Origin of the sequence: Pseudomonas sp. PKS (assembly GCF_051913525.1) — a bacterium.
Classification (GTDB): Bacteria; Pseudomonadota; Gammaproteobacteria; order Pseudomonadales; family Pseudomonadaceae; genus Aquipseudomonas; species Aquipseudomonas guariconensis_D.
The window spans coordinates 21,611-36,627 of the sequence record NZ_JBEGDO010000035.1; the positions used below are offsets into that span (position 1 = coordinate 21,611).

A 15,017-nucleotide genomic window follows, 5' to 3' on the forward strand; every position below is an offset into this window, starting at 1 on the left:
CTGTGGGCTAGAGGTCGCGATGACGGACCTGGACGTTTTTCAGGGATTGTTGCAAAAGCTGGCCCAGGCGCTCGGTCAGGTAGACCGAGCGGTGGTGACCGCCAGTGCAGCCAATCGCGATGGTGACATAAGCACGATTGCTGGCGGCGAAACGTGGCAGCCATTTGAGTAGATAGCTGGAGATGTCCTGGAACATCTCTTCGACATCCGGCTGGGCGGCCAGGTAGTCGATTACGGGTTGGTCCAGCCCGGAATGCTCGCGCAACTCGGGCTTCCAATACGGGTTTGGTAGGCAGCGCACATCGAACACCAGGTCGGCGTCCACGGGCATGCCGCGCTTGAAGCCGAAGGATTCCACCAGAAACGCCGTGCCGGGCTCGGGTTGATTGAGCAGGCGAAGCTTGATCGCGTCGCGCAACTGGTAAAGATTGAGGTTGGTGGTGTCGATCTTGAGGTCGGCCAGGTCGGCGATCGGACCCAGCAGCTCGCTTTCGACGCGGATCGCTTCGGCAAGGGAGCGATTGGCGTTGGTCAGCGGGTGGCGACGACGGGTTTCGGAGAAGCGCTTGAGTAGGGTCTCCTCGTCGGCATCCAGATACAGCACGTCACATTGGATGTGCCGGCTCCTGGCGTCCTCGAGCAATTCGGGGAAGCGCGTCAAATGGCTGGGCAGGTTGCGGGCGTCGATGGAGACGGCCACCTTCGGTTGAAGCAGCTCGGTATTGATCAGCGCGTTTTCTGCCAACTGGGGCAGCAGCCCGGCGGGCAGGTTGTCGATGCAGTAGTAACCGTTGTCTTCCAGTACATCGAGGGCGGTGCTTTTGCCGGAGCCGGACCGGCCGCTGACGATGATCAGGCGCATGCTTCAGTGCTCGTTCTGTGCGTCCAGGACTACCTGGTACAGGGCCTCGCTGCTGTCGGCGGCACGCAGGCGATCGCGGACCTCCTTGCGATCGAGCATGCTGGCGATCTGGCGCAGCAGTTCAAGGTGGGCGTCGGTGGCGGCCTCTGGCACAAGCAGGACGAACAGCAGGTCCACCGGCGCGCCATCAATGGCGTCATAGTCGATGGGGGCATCCAGGTGCAGCAGGGCGCTGACCGGTGCGGTGCAACCTTCGAGGCGGCAATGAGGGATGGCGATGCCGTTGCCGAAACCGGTGGAGCCGAGCTTTTCACGGCCAACCAGTTTTTCGAATACGTCTTCCATCTCCAGTTCGGGCACTTCCCTGGCGATCAGGGTGGCGATTTCCTGGAGCACGCGCTTTTTACTGCCGCCCGGCACGTTCACGAGGGAACGGCCGGGGGTCAGGATGGTTTCAAGTCGGATCATGGATGAGAGGGATCAGCGGGCGGCTGCACCTTGCAGCAGGCTTTGCTGTTTTTCCTTATGTTTTTTCAGTTGGCGGTCGAGCTTGTCAGCCAGGGCGTCGATCGCTGCATACATGTCTTGGTGTTCGGCATTGGCGACCACTTCACCGCCGGGGATCTGGAGTGTGGCCTCCACCTTCTGCTGCAGTTTTTCGACCTTCATGATCACTGTCACGTTGGTGATCTTGTCGAAATGCCCCTCCACGCGGGCGAGCTTTTCAAGGACATACTCGCGCAGTGGTTGAGTGACTTCTACATGCTGTCCACTGATGTTGACTTGCATACAGCTTCTCCTTTGTTGCCCGTGCATAAAGGGCAGGTATTGCACCTGCCACTGAAACGCTATGGCTCTGCCAGGGGCTACATCAGTCGCTTGCGCTCACTCGACGGTGCGATGCCGAGGGACTCGCGGTACTTGGCGACGGTGCGACGGGCTACCTGGATGCCTTGTGCCTCCAGTAAACCAGCGATCTTGCTGTCACTCAATGGCTTTTTCTGATTTTCCGCCGCAACCAGTTTCTTGATGATCGCGCGGATCGCCGTAGACGAGCATTCACCGCCTTCGGAGGTGCTTACATGGCTCGAGAAAAAGTATTTCAGTTCGTAGATACCGCGTGGGGTATGCATGTATTTCTGCGTAGTGACCCTGGAGATGGTCGACTCGTGCATGCCCACCGCTTCGGCGATATCGTGCAGTACCAGCGGCTTCATCGCCTCGTCACCATGGTCCAGGAAGCCTCGCTGGTGCTCGACGATCTGGGTGGCGACCTTCATCAGTGTCTCATTGCGACTTTGCAGGCTCTTGATGAACCAGCGCGCTTCTTGCAACTGGTTGCGCATGAAAGTGTTGTCGGCGCTGGTATCGGCGCGGCGGACGAAACCAGCATACTGCGGGTTGACCCGCAGGCGTGGTATCGCTTCCTGGTTCAGTTCGACCAGCCAGCGGTCGCTGTCCTTGCGCACGATGACGTCGGGGACGACGTACTCGGGCTCGCTGGACTCGATCTGCGAGCCAGGGCGCGGGTTCAGGCTCTGCACCAGTTCGATGACCTGGCGCAGTTCGTCCTCCTTGATCTTCATGCGACGCATCAGCTGGCTGTAATCGCGGCTGCCGAGCAGATCGATGAAGTCGGTGACCAGGCGCTGCGCCTCGGCCATCCAGGGAGTGTTCGCCGGTAGCTGGCGCAGTTGCAGCAGCAGGCACTCGCCCAGGCTGCGGGCGCCGATGCCGGCGGGTTCGAACTGCTGGATGCGGTGCAGTACCGCTTCGACTTCGTCGAGCTCGATATCCAGTTCGGGGTCGAAGCCTGCGCAGATTTCTTCGAGGCTGTCCTCCAGGTAACCCTGTTCGTTGATGCTGTCGATCAGGGTCACGGCGATCAGCCGGTCGGTGTCGGACATCGGCGCCAGGTTAAGTTGCCACAGAAGATGGCTCTGCAAGCTTTCACCGGCGGAGGTGCGTGTGGTGAAGTCCCACTCGTCGTCATCGCTGGCAGGTAGGTTGCTGGCGCTGGTCTGGTAGATGTCTTCCCAGGCCGTGTCCACAGGCAGCTCGTTGGGGATGCGCTCGTTCCATTCGCCTTCCTCCAGGTTTTCGGCACTGTTGGTGCTTTCCTGGAAGCTGCTCTCCTGGGCTTCGGCAGTCGGCTTGCTTTCGGCGTTGTCGGCCATTGGGTCGCTGTTGTCGAAGTCGTCGCCGTCTTCCTGACGTTCGAGCATCGGATTGGACTCCAGCGCTTCCTGGATTTCCTGTTGCAGGTCCAGGGTGGATAGCTGGAGCAGACGGATGGCCTGTTGCAACTGCGGGGTCATCGTCAGTTGCTGGCCCATTTTTAGGACGAGCGATGGTTTCATGGCTGGGGCTTAATACCTTGTTCGCCGGCGCGCATGCGCCATCCACTACACGTAGGGCGCCGAGGCGCCAATTTTAAGCAAGTTATATGCCTGAAATTGTAGCGTTTGCCTAGAGCACTGTGTCACTTCCTTCAGTGCCCCAAGCAGACTCCGGGCCTTTAGAGTCGGAACTCGTGGCCCAGGTAAACCTCCTTGACCAGATCGTTGGCCAGGATGGTCTCGGCGTCGCCCTCGGCGATCAGCTGACCATCATTGACGATGTAGGCGGTTTCACAGATATCAAGGGTTTCACGGACGTTGTGGTCGGTGATCAGTACGCCGATGCCCTTGGCCTTGAGGTGATGGATGATCTGTTTGATATCGCCAACGGAGATCGGGTCGACACCAGCGAAGGGTTCGTCCAGCAGGATGAACTTCGGTGCGGTGGCCAAGGCGCGGGCGATCTCGACCCGACGGCGTTCGCCGCCGGAGAGGCTCATGCCAAGGTTGTCGCGGATGTGGCTGATGTGGAACTCCTGCAGAAGGCTTTCCAGCTCCTTTCTCCGGCCGTCACGATCGAGTTCCTTGCGGGTCTCGAGGATGGCCATGATGTTGTCGGCCACCGACAGCTTGCGGAAGATCGAGGCTTCCTGGGGCAGGTAGCCGATGCCGGCGCGGGCGCGACCGTGCATGGGCTGATGGCTGACGTCCAGGTTGTCGATCAGTACGCGTCCCTGGTCGGCGCGGACCAGGCCTACGATCATGTAGAAGCAGGTGGTCTTGCCGGCGCCGTTGGGGCCGAGCAGGCCGACGATCTGACCGCTGTCGATCGAAAGACTGACGTCGCGGACAACCTGGCGGCTCTTGTAGCTCTTGGCCAAGTGCTGGGCTTTGAGGGTTGCCATTTACTCGGCCTTCTTCTTCGGCTGGATCACCATGTCGATACGCTGACGTGGCGAAGTCACATTGCCACCACGACCGGCGGTGGCCACCTGGGTCTTGGTGTTGTAGACGATTTTCTCGCCTTCGGTGGTGTTGCCTTCGTTCTCGACCTTGGCGCGATCGGTGAGGATCACCATGTCTTTCTGCGCCTGGTACTGGATGGTCACGCCCCAGCCCTTCATCTTGTCGGGCTTGGCTGCGCTCTGCTGCTGCTCGAAATAGGCCAGGTTGCCCACCGAGGTGACCACGTCGATGTCGCCGGAGGCGGCACGGGTAATGGTGACGGTGTTGCCTTTGATCATCATCGAACCCTGGGTGATGATCACGTCGCCGGTATAGGTGGCGACGCCTTGCTTGTCGTCCAGGTGAGCGTTGTCAGCCTGGATGCGGATAGGCTGGTCACGATCGTTCGGCAGGGCCAAGGCGCTCGCGCTTCCCAGTGCCGCGCTCAGGCTGAGCAAAAAGGGGAGGGTGTTAACGAGCCTCATACTGTCCTCTTACGTTGGACAGCAGGTCCATCCTGCCGTCTTTCAAATACGCTTTCATTCCTTTGCCCGTAGTCGTCCCACCGGCGCCGTCGATTCTAACGGCTTGCTCGGTCTGCGCATATTGCTTCTGCGGGAAGACGGTCATGCGGGTGGTGGTGATGATCGTTTCGCGCTGCTTTTCATCGGTGCGGGCAACCCGGACCTTGTCGATCAGTTCGACCTCGGTGCCGTCCGGGTTGACCTCAGCGCGCACGCTCTGCACATGCCAGGGATACTGAGTGCCCCGGTACATGTGCAGGTCCGGCGTGGTCACCAGAGTGATCTCGCTGGCCTTGAGGTGCTCTACCTTGTCGGCGGTCATTTCGTACTGCACCTTGCCATCAGGCAGGTACTGCACGCTGTGGGCATTGATCGCATAGTAGTCGATGGCATTTTCATCGACCTGGGCCACCGGCTTTTCGAGGAAGCTCTCGGGGCTGATGTTCCAGTAGCCGACGGCCACCAGCAGTGCGGCGATCGCACCGAGCAGCACGATATTTCTGGCTTTCTTGCTGAACATGTCTGGCCTTAGAGGTAGTTGGCGTTGGCAGCGTCCAGGGTGCCCTGGGCCTGCATGATCAGTTCACAGAACTCGCGTGCGGCACCTTCGCCGCCGCGGGCCTGGGTCACGCCATGGGCGTGCTGGCGAACGAACGGGGCGGCGCTTGCCACTGCCATGCCAAGGCCTACACGGCGGATCACCGGCAGGTCTGGCAGGTCATCGCCCAGGTAGGCGACCTGTTCATAGCTTAGGCCCAGTTCGGCGAGCAGGCCGTCGAGCACCACCAGTTTGTCCTCGCGGCCCTGGAACAGGTGTGGGATGCCGAGGTTTTTCGCTCGGCGCTCGACCACCGGAGTCTTGCGCCCGCTGATGATCGCTGTGGTCACGCCCGAAGCCATGAGCATCTTGATGCCGTGGCCATCCAGGGTGTTGAAGGTCTTGAACTCGCTGCCGTCTTCAAGGAAATACAGGCGACCATCGGTCAACACGCCATCGACATCGAACACGGCCAGTTTGATGGCTTTGCCGCGTTGCAGAAGATCCTGGTTCATTGCATTGCACTCCATCACATCACGCCTGCGCGCAGCAGGTCATGCATGTTCAAGGCACCGATGGGGCGGTCGTTCTGGTCGACCACCACCAGCGCGTTGATCTTGTTGTCTTCCATGATGCGCAAGGCCTCGGCGGCGAGCATCTCGGCACGGGCAGTCTTGCCGTGGACGGTCATCACCTGGTCGATGATGGTCGTGTGCACATCGATGTTGCGCTCCAGGGCGCGGCGCAGGTCGCCGTCGGTGAACACCCCGGCCAGTCGGCCGTCGGCCTCTAGGACCACGGTCATGCCTACCAGGCTTTTGCGCGACATCTCTACCAGGGCGTCCTTGAGCAGGGTGCCGCGCGGCACGATCGGCAGTGCTTCTCCGGTATGCATGACGTTTTCCACCTTCAGCAGCAGGCGGCGACCCAGCGCGCCTCCCGGATGGGAGAAGGCGAAGTCCTCGGCCGTGAAACCGCGTGCCTCGAGCAGGGCGATGGCCAGCGCGTCACCGAGCACCAGGGCCGCGGTGGTGGAGGAGGTGGGTGCAAGATTGAGCGGGCAGGCCTCCTGGGCGACGCTGGCATCGAGGTTGACCTCGGCGGCCTGGGCCAGGGGAGAGTCCGGGTTGCCGGTGAGGCTGATCATCTGAATGCCCAGGCGCTTGATCAGTGGCAGCAGGGTAACGATTTCGGCGGTGCTGCCGGAGTTGGACAGGGCCAGGATGACGTCGTCGCGGGTGATCATGCCCATGTCGCCGTGGCTGGCCTCGGCCGGGTGCACGAAAAATGCTGGGGTGCCGGTGCTGGCAAGGGTCGCGGCGATCTTGTTGCCGATATGGCCCGACTTGCCCATGCCGAGCACGACGACTCGGCCTTTGCTGTTCAGAATCAGCTCACAAGCCTTGACGAAATTACCGTCGATGCGGGGCAGCAGGCCCTCTACGGCTTCGAGTTCCAGGCGCAGGGTGCGCTGGGCGGATTGGATCAGCTCGCTGGATTGGCTCATGTCGGAAAGCAATGTCTGGTAAAAAAGGTGCCGATTATAACGGCAATGTGCGAAACCCTCATCTTTCGTTTGCCTGGGTTGCTGTCGCGGGCCTGAACAGCTCCTGCAATGGCCTTGGGGGCGGCATTGCAGCGGTGCTATAGTTCGCCGCTATTCAGCCCGGCAGGGATGCGTGTGCCTTCATGAAGAGGGTAGGCGTCCATTGCAGACGAGGCTGCATCGCAAGGAGTCTAGATGAGTGTGGATAGCGCCTACGCGGTCGAGTTGAAGGGGGTTACCTTCAAGCGCGGTTCGCGCAGCATTTTCAGCAATGTCGACATACGCATCCCGCGGGGCAAGGTCACCGGCATCATGGGGCCCTCCGGGTGCGGCAAGACAACCTTGTTGCGTCTGATGGGCGCGCAGTTGCGCCCCTCCAGCGGCGAGGTTTGGGTCGCTGGGCAGAATCTGCCGAGCCTGTCGCGCAGCGACCTGTTCGATGCGCGCAAGCAGATGGGCGTTCTGTTCCAGAGCGGTGCCTTGTTCACCGATCTCGACGTTTTCGAGAACGTTGCCTTCCCATTGCGGGTGCACACCCAACTGTCGGACGAGATGATCCGCGACATCGTCTTGATGAAGCTGCAGGCCGTGGGCCTGCGCGGGGCCATCGACCTGATGCCGGACGAACTGTCCGGTGGCATGAAACGCCGGGTGGCGCTGGCTCGGGCGATCGCGCTGGATCCACAGATCCTCATGTACGACGAGCCTTTCGTCGGACAGGACCCCATCGCCATGGGGGTGCTCGTGCGCCTGATCCGACTGCTCAACGACGCCCTTGGGATCACCAGCATCGTGGTCTCCCACGACCTGGCCGAGACCGCGAGCATCGCCGACTACATCTACGTGGTCGGTGATGGCCAGGTGCTGGGGCAGGGTACGCCCGACGAGCTGATGGGGTCGGATAATCCGCGTATCCGTCAGTTCATGAAGGGTGATCCGGATGGCCCGGTGCCCTTTCACTTTCCTGCGCCTGACTATCGCGCCGATCTGCTGGGGGCGCGGTGATGCGCAGAAAATCCATACTCGAACGCATTCGTCTGTTCGGCCGCTCGGCCATCGACATCCTGGCTGTGCTCGGCCGCTCCTGCCTGTTCCTCGGGCACGCCATGGGGGGGCGCGGGGGCATTGGTGGCGGCTTCCAGTTGCTGGTCAAGCAGCTCTATTCGGTAGGTGTGCTGTCGCTGGCGATCATTGTGGTTTCCGGCGTGTTCATCGGTATGGTGCTGTCGCTGCAGGGCTACAGCATTCTCACCAAGTACGGCTCGGAGCAGGCTGTCGGGCAGATGATCGCCCTGACCTTGCTGCGTGAGCTCGGGCCGGTTGTGACTGCCTTGCTGTTCGCCGGACGCGCGGGCTCGGCCCTGACCGCTGAGATCGGCAACATGAAGTCGACTGAGCAGCTGTCCAGTCTGGAAATGATCGGCGTCGACCCGCTCAAGTACATCGTCGCCCCGCGTCTGTGGGCCGGTTTCATCTCGCTGCCGATGCTGGCGCTGATCTTCAGCGTGGTCGGTATCTGGGGCGGGTCCTGGGTGGCCGTGGACTGGCTGGGTGTCTACGAGGGCTCGTTCTGGGCCAACATGCAAAACAGTGTTTCCTTCACCGACGACGTGCTTAACGGGTTGATCAAAAGCGTTGTGTTCGCCTTCGTCGTGACCTGGATCGCCGTGTTCCAGGGGTATGACTGCGAACCCACTTCGGAAGGGATCAGCCGTGCCACCACCAAGACCGTGGTCTATGCCTCGTTGGCAGTCCTGGGTCTGGACTTTATTCTGACCGCCTTGATGTTTGGAGATTTCTGATGCAAAACCGCACCCTGGAAATCGGTGTCGGCCTGTTCCTGCTGGCTGGGATCCTGGCGTTGCTGCTGCTGGCCTTGCGCGTCAGTGGTTTGTCCGCAAGCCCCAGCAGCGACACCTATAAAGTTTATGCATACTTCGACAATATCGCTGGTTTGACGGTCAGAGCTAAAGTGACCATGGCCGGTGTGACCATCGGCAAGGTCACGGCCATCGATCTGGATCGCGACTCCTATACCGGTCGGGTGACCCTGCAGTTGGACAAGAGCGTCGACAATCTGCCGACCGACTCCACTGCTTCTATCCTGACCGCCGGACTGCTCGGCGAGAAGTACATCGGCATCAGCGTGGGCGGTGAAGAGGACATGCTCAAGGATGGCTCTACCATCCATGACACCCAGTCGGCACTGGTGCTGGAAGATCTGATTGGCAAGTTCCTGCTCAACTCCGTGGGCAAGGAACCCAAAGAAGCCCAACCCGCTAATTAAGGAGTTCCCATGATTTCGATCCTGCGACGCGGCCTGCTGGTCCTTTTGGCGGCCTTTCCACTGCTTGCCCTGGCGGTGCCTGGGCAAGCCCCTCGTGATGTGGTGCAAGGCACCACCGATGCGCTGTTGAGCGACCTCAAAGCCAACAAGGAACAGTACAAGACCAACCCACAGGCCTTCTACGATGCACTCAATCGCATCCTTGGCCCGGTGGTCGATGCCGATGGCATCTCCAAGAGCATCATGACCGTGAAGTACTCGCGCAAGGCCACGCCTGAGCAGATGCAGCGCTTCCAGGAAAACTTCAAGCGTAGCCTGATGCAGTTCTATGGCAACGCGCTGCTGGAGTACAACAACCAAGGCATCACCGTCGATCCGGCCAAGACTGAAAATGGCGATCGCGCCAGCGTCGGGATGAAGGTCACCGGCAACAACGGTGCGGTTTATCCGGTCCAGTACACCATGCAGAAGCTCGGTGATGAGTGGAAGGTACGTAACGTGATCGTCAACGGCATCAACATCGGCAAGCTGTTCCGTGATCAGTTCGCCGATGCCATGCAGCGCAATGGCAACAACCTGGACAAGACCATCGACGGCTGGGCCGGCGAAGTGGCCAAGGCCAAGGAAGCGGCCGACAATTCGCCAGACAAGGAAGTGAAATGAGCGAAGCTGGCGTGAGCATGGCCGAGCCGGGCGTCCTGCGCCTGTCCGGGGTGCTGGACTACCGCAGCGGTCCGGCCCTGCGCAAGGAAGGCCAGGCGCTGATCGCGGCGTGTCGTGAGTCCAAGCTGGTGCTCGATTGCTCCTCGGTGGCCAAGTCCAGCAGCGTGGGTCTCTCCCTGCTGCTGGGCTTCATCCGTGATGCCCAGGCCGCAGGCAAGGGCTGGGAGCTGCGTGGCATGCCCGATGACATGCGGGAAATCGCCGGGGTTTATGACCTCGATGAAGTGCTGGCGGGCTGATGGTTCGCCACTAAGGGATAGCCCCTCGGTCAGCGCACCCCAGCATGGGCTTCGCAGGCGAGGGGCTTTTTTGTATGATGGCCGACCCGCGCGCACTGGGCGCCGATTGAGGTTGAGCATGCAGGCCGTAGAAGTTAAAAGCTTCCTTGAAGAGAAATTGCCGGGAACCCGGGTCGAAGTTGAGGGCGAAGGCTGCAACTTCCAGTTGAACGTGATCAGCGACGAGCTGGCCGGCCAGAGCCCGGTCAAGCGCCAGCAGGCGATCTATGCTCACCTGAATCCGTGGATCGCCGATGGCAGCATCCATGCGGTAACCATGAAATTTTTCAGCAGCGCAGCCTGGGCTGAGCGCACCTGAGCCAACGTTGGCGGCGAGATTGCAATGGACAAACTGATTATCACTGGCGGCGCGCGCCTCGACGGCGAGATCCGCATTTCCGGGGCGAAGAACGCCGCCCTGCCAATTCTTTCGGCGACCCTGCTGGCTGACGGCCCGGTCACCGTAGGCAACCTGCCACACCTGCACGACATCACCACCATGATCGAGCTGTTCGGCCGCATGGGCATTGAGCCTGTGATCGACGAGAAGCTCTCGGTGGAGATCGACCCGCGCACCATCAAGACCCTGGTTGCGCCCTACGAGCTGGTCAAGACCATGCGTGCCTCGATCCTCGTGCTCGGCCCGATGGTCGCCCGTTTCGGTGAAGCCGAAGTCGCGCTGCCTGGCGGTTGCGCCATCGGTTCGCGCCCTGTAGACCTGCACATCCGCGGTCTCGAGGCCATGGGTGCGAAGATCGAAGTCGAAGGTGGCTACATCAAGGCCAAGGCGCCTGAAGGCGGCCTGCGGGGTGCGCACTTCTTCTTCGACACCGTCAGCGTCACCGGTACCGAGAACATCATGATGGCTGCTGCCCTGGCCAAGGGCCGCAGCGTGCTGCAGAACGCTGCCCGCGAGCCTGAAGTGGTCGACCTGGCCAACTTCCTGATTGCGATGGGTGCCAAGATCCAAGGCGCCGGCACCGACACCATCACTATCGATGGCGTCGAGCGCCTGCACTCGGCTACCTACCGCGTAATGCCCGACCGTATCGAGACCGGCACCTACCTGGTCGCCGCTGCCGTTACCGGCGGTCGCGTGAAGGTCAAGGACACCGATCCGACCATCCTTGAAGCCGTACTGGAAAAACTCAAGGAAGCGGGTGCCGAAGTCACCGCTGGCGAAGACTGGATCGAACTGGACATGCACGGCAAGCGGCCGAAGGCCGTCAACCTGCGTACCGCTCCGTACCCGGCCTTCCCGACCGACATGCAGGCGCAGTTCATCTCGCTCAACGCCATCGCCGAAGGCACTGGCGCGGTGATCGAGACCATCTTCGAAAACCGCTTCATGCACGTCTATGAAATGCACCGCATGGGTGCGCAGATCCAGGTCGAAGGCAACACCGCCATCGTGACTGGGGTCAAGGCGCTCAAGGGTGCGCCGGTCATGGCTACGGACTTGCGGGCTTCGGCCAGCCTGGTGCTGTCGGCCCTGGTCGCCGAGGGCGATACCCTGATCGACCGCATCTACCACATCGACCGTGGTTACGAGTGCATCGAGGAAAAACTGCAGATGCTCGGGGCGAAGATCCGCCGCGTACCGGGCTAGTCTGTTCGGCGCAGGGATGCGCCTACCGAATTCCATGCGGCCGGGCGCTTGCCCGGTCGGCTGTAGCCGCTTAAGGACCGACGTTTCCCATGTTGACCATCGCGCTATCCAAGGGCCGAATCCTCGACGATACCCTGCCATTGCTGGCTGAGGCCGGTATCGTGCCGACCGAGAATCCGGACAAGAGCCGCAAGCTGATCATCCCGACGACCCAGGACGATGTGCGCCTGCTGATCGTGCGCGCCACCGACGTGCCGACTTATGTCGAGCATGGTGCCGCTGACCTCGGTGTAGCCGGCAAGGACGTGCTGATGGAATACGGCGGTCAGGGCTTGTACGAGCCGCTGGACCTGCAGATCGCCCGCTGCAAGCTGATGACCGCTGGAGCAGTCGGCGCGCCGGAGCCCAAGGGGCGTCTGCGCGTGGCCACCAAGTTCGTCAATGTAGCCAAGCGCTATTACGCCGAGCAGGGTCGTCAGGTCGACATCATCAAGCTGTACGGTTCCATGGAGCTGGCACCGCTGATCGGTCTGGCCGACAAGATCATCGACGTGGTCGACACCGGCAACACCCTGCGTGCCAACGGTCTGGAACCCCAGGAGCTGATCGCAACCATCAGCTCGCGCCTGGTGGTCAACAAAGCCTCCATGAAAATGCAGCATGCCCGCATCCAGAGCCTGATCGACACCCTGCGCCAGGCCGTCGAATCGCGACACCGCGGCTGACCTTCGCGCGCGACTTTCTGTCGCGCCCGTCTATCCGCGTCATAGCCATTTTTCTCGGGTGCCCGCGCGGATGGACTGGTAGCCTAGGGCGCCTGAGCATTCGCTAATAAAACGAGGCCCTCGTCATGACCGTGTCCACTGCAATTGCCCGTCTCAATGCCGCTGATCCGGATTTCGCCCGACATCTGGATCATCTGCTGAGCTGGGAAAGCGTGTCCGATGACGCGGTCAATCAGCGCGTGCTCGACATCATCAAGGCTGTCCGCGAGCGGGGCGATGCCGCGTTGGTCGAGTTCACCCAGCGTTTCGATGGTGTCGAGGCCAAGGGCATCGATGACCTGATCCTGGGCCGCGAACGCCTGGAGCTGGCATTGACCCGCATCACTCCCACCCAGCGCGAAGCCTTGGAGATCGCCGCCAGCCGCGTGCGTAGCTACCACGAGCGGCAGAAGCAGGATTCCTGGCAGTACACCGAGGCTGATGGCACCGTGCTAGGCCAGAAGGTCACGCCGCTGGACCGTGCCGGCCTGTACGTGCCGGGCGGCAAGGCCTCGTACCCATCTTCGGTGCTGATGAACGCCATCCCGGCCAAGGTCGCCGGGGTGTCCGAAGTGGTGATGGTGGTGCCGACCCCACGGGGTGAGGTCAACGAACTGGTACTGGCCGCCGCGTGCATCGCGGGCGTTGATCGCGTCTTCACCATTGGGGGTGCCCAAGCCGTTGCGGCCTTGGCCTACGGTACCGAGAGCGTGCCCCAGGTGGACAAGATCGTCGGTCCGGGGAACATCTACGTGGCCACTGCCAAGCGCCATGTGTTCGGCCAGGTCGGCATCGACATGATCGCCGGTCCGTCGGAAATTCTCGTGGTCTGCGACGGCCAGACCGACCCGGACTGGATCGCCATGGACCTGTTCTCCCAAGCCGAGCACGACGAGGATGCCCAGGCGATCCTCGTCAGCCCTGACGCCGCTTTCCTTGATCGCGTGGCTGCCAGCATTGCCAAGCTGCTGCCGACCATGGAGCGTGCCGAGATCATCGAGAAGTCGATCAGTGGCCGTGGCGCGCTGATCCAGGTTCGCGACATGCAGCAGGCCATGGACGTTGCGAACCGCATTGCTCCCGAGCACCTGGAGCTTTCGGTCGCCGATCCGCAGGCATGGTTGCCGCAGATCCGCCACGCGGGCGCGATCTTCATGGGGCGTCACACCAGCGAAGCCTTGGGCGACTACTGCGCCGGCCCCAACCATGTGCTTCCGACCTCCGGTACCGCGCGCTTCTCCTCGCCGCTGGGGGTGTATGACTTCCAGAAGCGTTCGTCGATCATCTTCTGCTCGGAGCAGGCCGCTTCCGAGCTTGGCCGCACAGCATCGGTCCTGGCGCGCGGCGAATCGCTGACCGCCCACGCCCGCAGTGCTGAATACCGCATCCTCACCGAAAGCAAGGGGAACTGAACATGAGCCGTTTCTGGAGCCCCTTCGTCAAGGACCTGGTGCCTTACGTACCGGGGGAGCAACCCAAGCTGACCCGCCTGGTCAAGCTCAATACCAACGAGAACCCCTACGGCCCGTCGGCCAAGGCCCTGGAGGCCATGCAAGGCGAGCTGAACGACAACCTGCGCCTGTACCCGGACCCGAACGGTGATCGGCTCAAGCAGGCGGTCGCCGACTACTATGGCGTCACTGCCCAGCAGGTGTTCGTCGGCAACGGCTCGGATGAAGTGCTGGCGCACATTTTCCACGGCTTGTTCCAGCACGATGCGCCGCTGTTGTTCCCGGACATCAGCTACAGCTTCTACCCGGTCTACTGCGGCCTTTACGGAATCGCATTCGAGCAGGTGGCGCTGGATGAGCAGTTCCAGATCCGTATCGAGGACTATAAAAAGCCCAACGCCGGAATCATCTTCCCCAACCCCAACGCACCGACCGGTTGCCTGTTGCCGTTGCAGGCGATCGAGCAACTGCTGCAGGCCAACCGTGACTCGGTGGTGGTGGTGGATGAAGCCTATATCGATTTCGGCGGCGAGACCGCCATCAGCCTGGTGGACCGCTACGATAACCTGCTGGTGACCCAGACCCTGTCCAAGTCGCGCTCCCTGGCCGGCCTGCGGGTCGGCCTGGCGGTGGGGCATCCCGCGCTGATCGAGGCGCTGGAGCGGATCAAGAACAGCTTCAACTCCTACCCACTTGACCGCATGGCGATCGTGGGTGCGGCGGCAGCGTTCGAAGACCGGGCCTACTTTGACCAGACCTGCCGCAAGGTGATCGAGAGCCGTGAGGCGTTGGTCGAGCAATTGACGGCGCGCGGTTTTGAAGTGCTGCCTTCGGCGGCCAACTTCATCTTTGCACGGCACCCTGAGCGTGATGCTGCCCAAGTGGCGGCGCGTCTGCGGGAGCAGGGGGTGATCGTGCGACACTTCAAGCAAGAGCGGATTGCGCAGTTCCTTCGGATTACCATCGGGACACCGGAGCAGAACCAGGCGTTGCTTGATGCGCTGTGAGTAAGTAGGTGGATGGGTGGTTGGTGGTTCGACGGGCGTGGAGTTATCCGTTGATGTGCTGACACTGATCACCTGTTCGCCCTTATGTTGGTTGTGGGTTTTGAGGTTTGTGGGCTTATCCGTTTGATTTGGCGACGGTTAGTC

At 61.4% G+C, this 15,017-nt stretch carries 19 protein-coding genes; 10 read left to right on the plus strand and 9 right to left on the minus strand.

What is annotated here, in order from left to right; translation table 11 throughout:
- Nucleotides 1-7: 7 nt before the first annotated feature.
- The 9 genes from rapZ to ABOA88_RS23365 form a co-directional block, all read right to left on the minus strand.
- Entirely contained in the window at nt 8-862 is an 855-nt protein-coding gene (gene rapZ, locus ABOA88_RS23325) for an RNase adapter RapZ (RefSeq protein ID WP_070093009.1), read from the minus strand.
- 3 nt (nt 863-865) lie between these two features.
- Nucleotides 866-1,330, minus strand: coding sequence for a PTS IIA-like nitrogen regulatory protein PtsN (gene ptsN, locus ABOA88_RS23330; protein WP_070093008.1), 465 nt, complete (start codon nt 1,328-1,330; stop codon nt 866-868).
- A gap of 12 nt (nt 1,331-1,342) precedes the next feature.
- Nucleotides 1,343-1,651: a ribosome hibernation-promoting factor, HPF/YfiA family gene (hpf, locus tag ABOA88_RS23335; protein ID WP_043213265.1), complete on the minus strand. Its 309-nt coding sequence runs from the start codon at nt 1,649-1,651 to the stop codon at nt 1,343-1,345.
- Between the two features lie 77 nt (nt 1,652-1,728).
- Entirely contained in the window at nt 1,729-3,222 is a 1,494-nt protein-coding gene (locus tag ABOA88_RS23340) for an RNA polymerase factor sigma-54 (RefSeq protein WP_196167719.1), read from the minus strand.
- 158 nt (nt 3,223-3,380) lie between these two features.
- Nucleotides 3,381-4,106, minus strand: coding sequence for an LPS export ABC transporter ATP-binding protein (gene lptB / locus ABOA88_RS23345; protein ID WP_043213270.1), 726 nt, complete (start codon nt 4,104-4,106; stop codon nt 3,381-3,383).
- Entirely contained in the window at nt 4,107-4,631 is a 525-nt protein-coding gene (lptA, locus tag ABOA88_RS23350) for a lipopolysaccharide transport periplasmic protein LptA (protein ID WP_043213272.1), read from the minus strand.
- Nucleotides 4,618-5,190, minus strand: a complete 573-nt coding sequence (lptC, locus tag ABOA88_RS23355; RefSeq protein WP_367851400.1) for an LPS export ABC transporter periplasmic protein LptC — start codon at nt 5,188-5,190, stop codon at nt 4,618-4,620. Before lptC ends, lptA begins: the two co-directional genes overlap by 14 nt.
- An 8-nt stretch (nt 5,191-5,198) precedes the next feature.
- Complete coding sequence (locus tag ABOA88_RS23360) at nt 5,199-5,723, minus strand: KdsC family phosphatase (RefSeq protein WP_196167717.1); 525 nt, start codon at nt 5,721-5,723, stop codon at nt 5,199-5,201.
- 14 nt (nt 5,724-5,737) lie between these two features.
- Nucleotides 5,738-6,715 carry a KpsF/GutQ family sugar-phosphate isomerase gene (locus ABOA88_RS23365; protein WP_196167716.1) on the minus strand — a complete coding sequence of 326 codons (978 nt, stop codon included), beginning with the start codon at nt 6,713-6,715 and terminating at the stop codon, nt 5,738-5,740.
- 234 nt (nt 6,716-6,949) lie between these two features.
- Between ABOA88_RS23365 and ABOA88_RS23370 the strand changes: the two genes are divergently transcribed.
- From ABOA88_RS23370 to hisC, 10 genes are all read left to right on the plus strand, one after another.
- A complete protein-coding gene (locus ABOA88_RS23370) occupies nt 6,950-7,759 on the plus strand; it encodes an ATP-binding cassette domain-containing protein (protein ID WP_043213285.1) in 810 nt (269 codons plus the stop codon).
- Nucleotides 7,759-8,556, plus strand: coding sequence for a lipid asymmetry maintenance ABC transporter permease subunit MlaE (gene mlaE, locus ABOA88_RS23375; RefSeq protein WP_196167715.1), 798 nt, complete (start codon nt 7,759-7,761; stop codon nt 8,554-8,556). The genes ABOA88_RS23370 and mlaE overlap by 1 nt, the downstream gene beginning before the upstream one ends.
- On the plus strand, nt 8,556-9,041 hold the full coding sequence (gene mlaD, locus ABOA88_RS23380) for an outer membrane lipid asymmetry maintenance protein MlaD (RefSeq protein ID WP_070093003.1): 486 nt from the start codon (nt 8,556-8,558) through the stop codon (nt 9,039-9,041). The genes mlaE and mlaD overlap by 1 nt, the downstream gene beginning before the upstream one ends.
- Nucleotides 9,042-9,050: 9 nt before the next feature.
- Nucleotides 9,051-9,704, plus strand: coding sequence for an MlaC/ttg2D family ABC transporter substrate-binding protein (locus ABOA88_RS23385; RefSeq protein WP_196167714.1), 654 nt, complete (start codon nt 9,051-9,053; stop codon nt 9,702-9,704).
- Nucleotides 9,701-10,003 carry an STAS domain-containing protein gene (locus tag ABOA88_RS23390; protein ID WP_367851401.1) on the plus strand — a complete coding sequence of 101 codons (303 nt, stop codon included), beginning with the start codon at nt 9,701-9,703 and terminating at the stop codon, nt 10,001-10,003. Before ABOA88_RS23385 ends, ABOA88_RS23390 begins: the two co-directional genes overlap by 4 nt.
- 118 nt (nt 10,004-10,121) lie before the next feature.
- Nucleotides 10,122-10,361, plus strand: a complete 240-nt coding sequence (locus ABOA88_RS23395) for a BolA family protein (RefSeq protein ID WP_029613593.1) — start codon at nt 10,122-10,124, stop codon at nt 10,359-10,361.
- Between the two features lie 24 nt (nt 10,362-10,385).
- On the plus strand, nt 10,386-11,651 hold the full coding sequence (murA, locus tag ABOA88_RS23400; RefSeq protein WP_043213299.1) for a UDP-N-acetylglucosamine 1-carboxyvinyltransferase: 1,266 nt from the start codon (nt 10,386-10,388) through the stop codon (nt 11,649-11,651).
- Nucleotides 11,652-11,740: 89 nt separating this feature from the next.
- Nucleotides 11,741-12,376 carry an ATP phosphoribosyltransferase gene (gene hisG / locus ABOA88_RS23405; protein WP_043213301.1) on the plus strand — a complete coding sequence of 212 codons (636 nt, stop codon included), beginning with the start codon at nt 11,741-11,743 and terminating at the stop codon, nt 12,374-12,376.
- A gap of 125 nt (nt 12,377-12,501) precedes the next feature.
- On the plus strand, nt 12,502-13,827 hold the full coding sequence (gene hisD, locus ABOA88_RS23410; protein WP_196167712.1) for a histidinol dehydrogenase: 1,326 nt from the start codon (nt 12,502-12,504) through the stop codon (nt 13,825-13,827).
- 2 nt (nt 13,828-13,829) lie between these two features.
- Nucleotides 13,830-14,873: a histidinol-phosphate transaminase gene (hisC, locus tag ABOA88_RS23415; RefSeq protein WP_196167711.1), complete on the plus strand. Its 1,044-nt coding sequence runs from the start codon at nt 13,830-13,832 to the stop codon at nt 14,871-14,873.
- Nucleotides 14,874-15,017 lie beyond the last annotated feature (144 nt).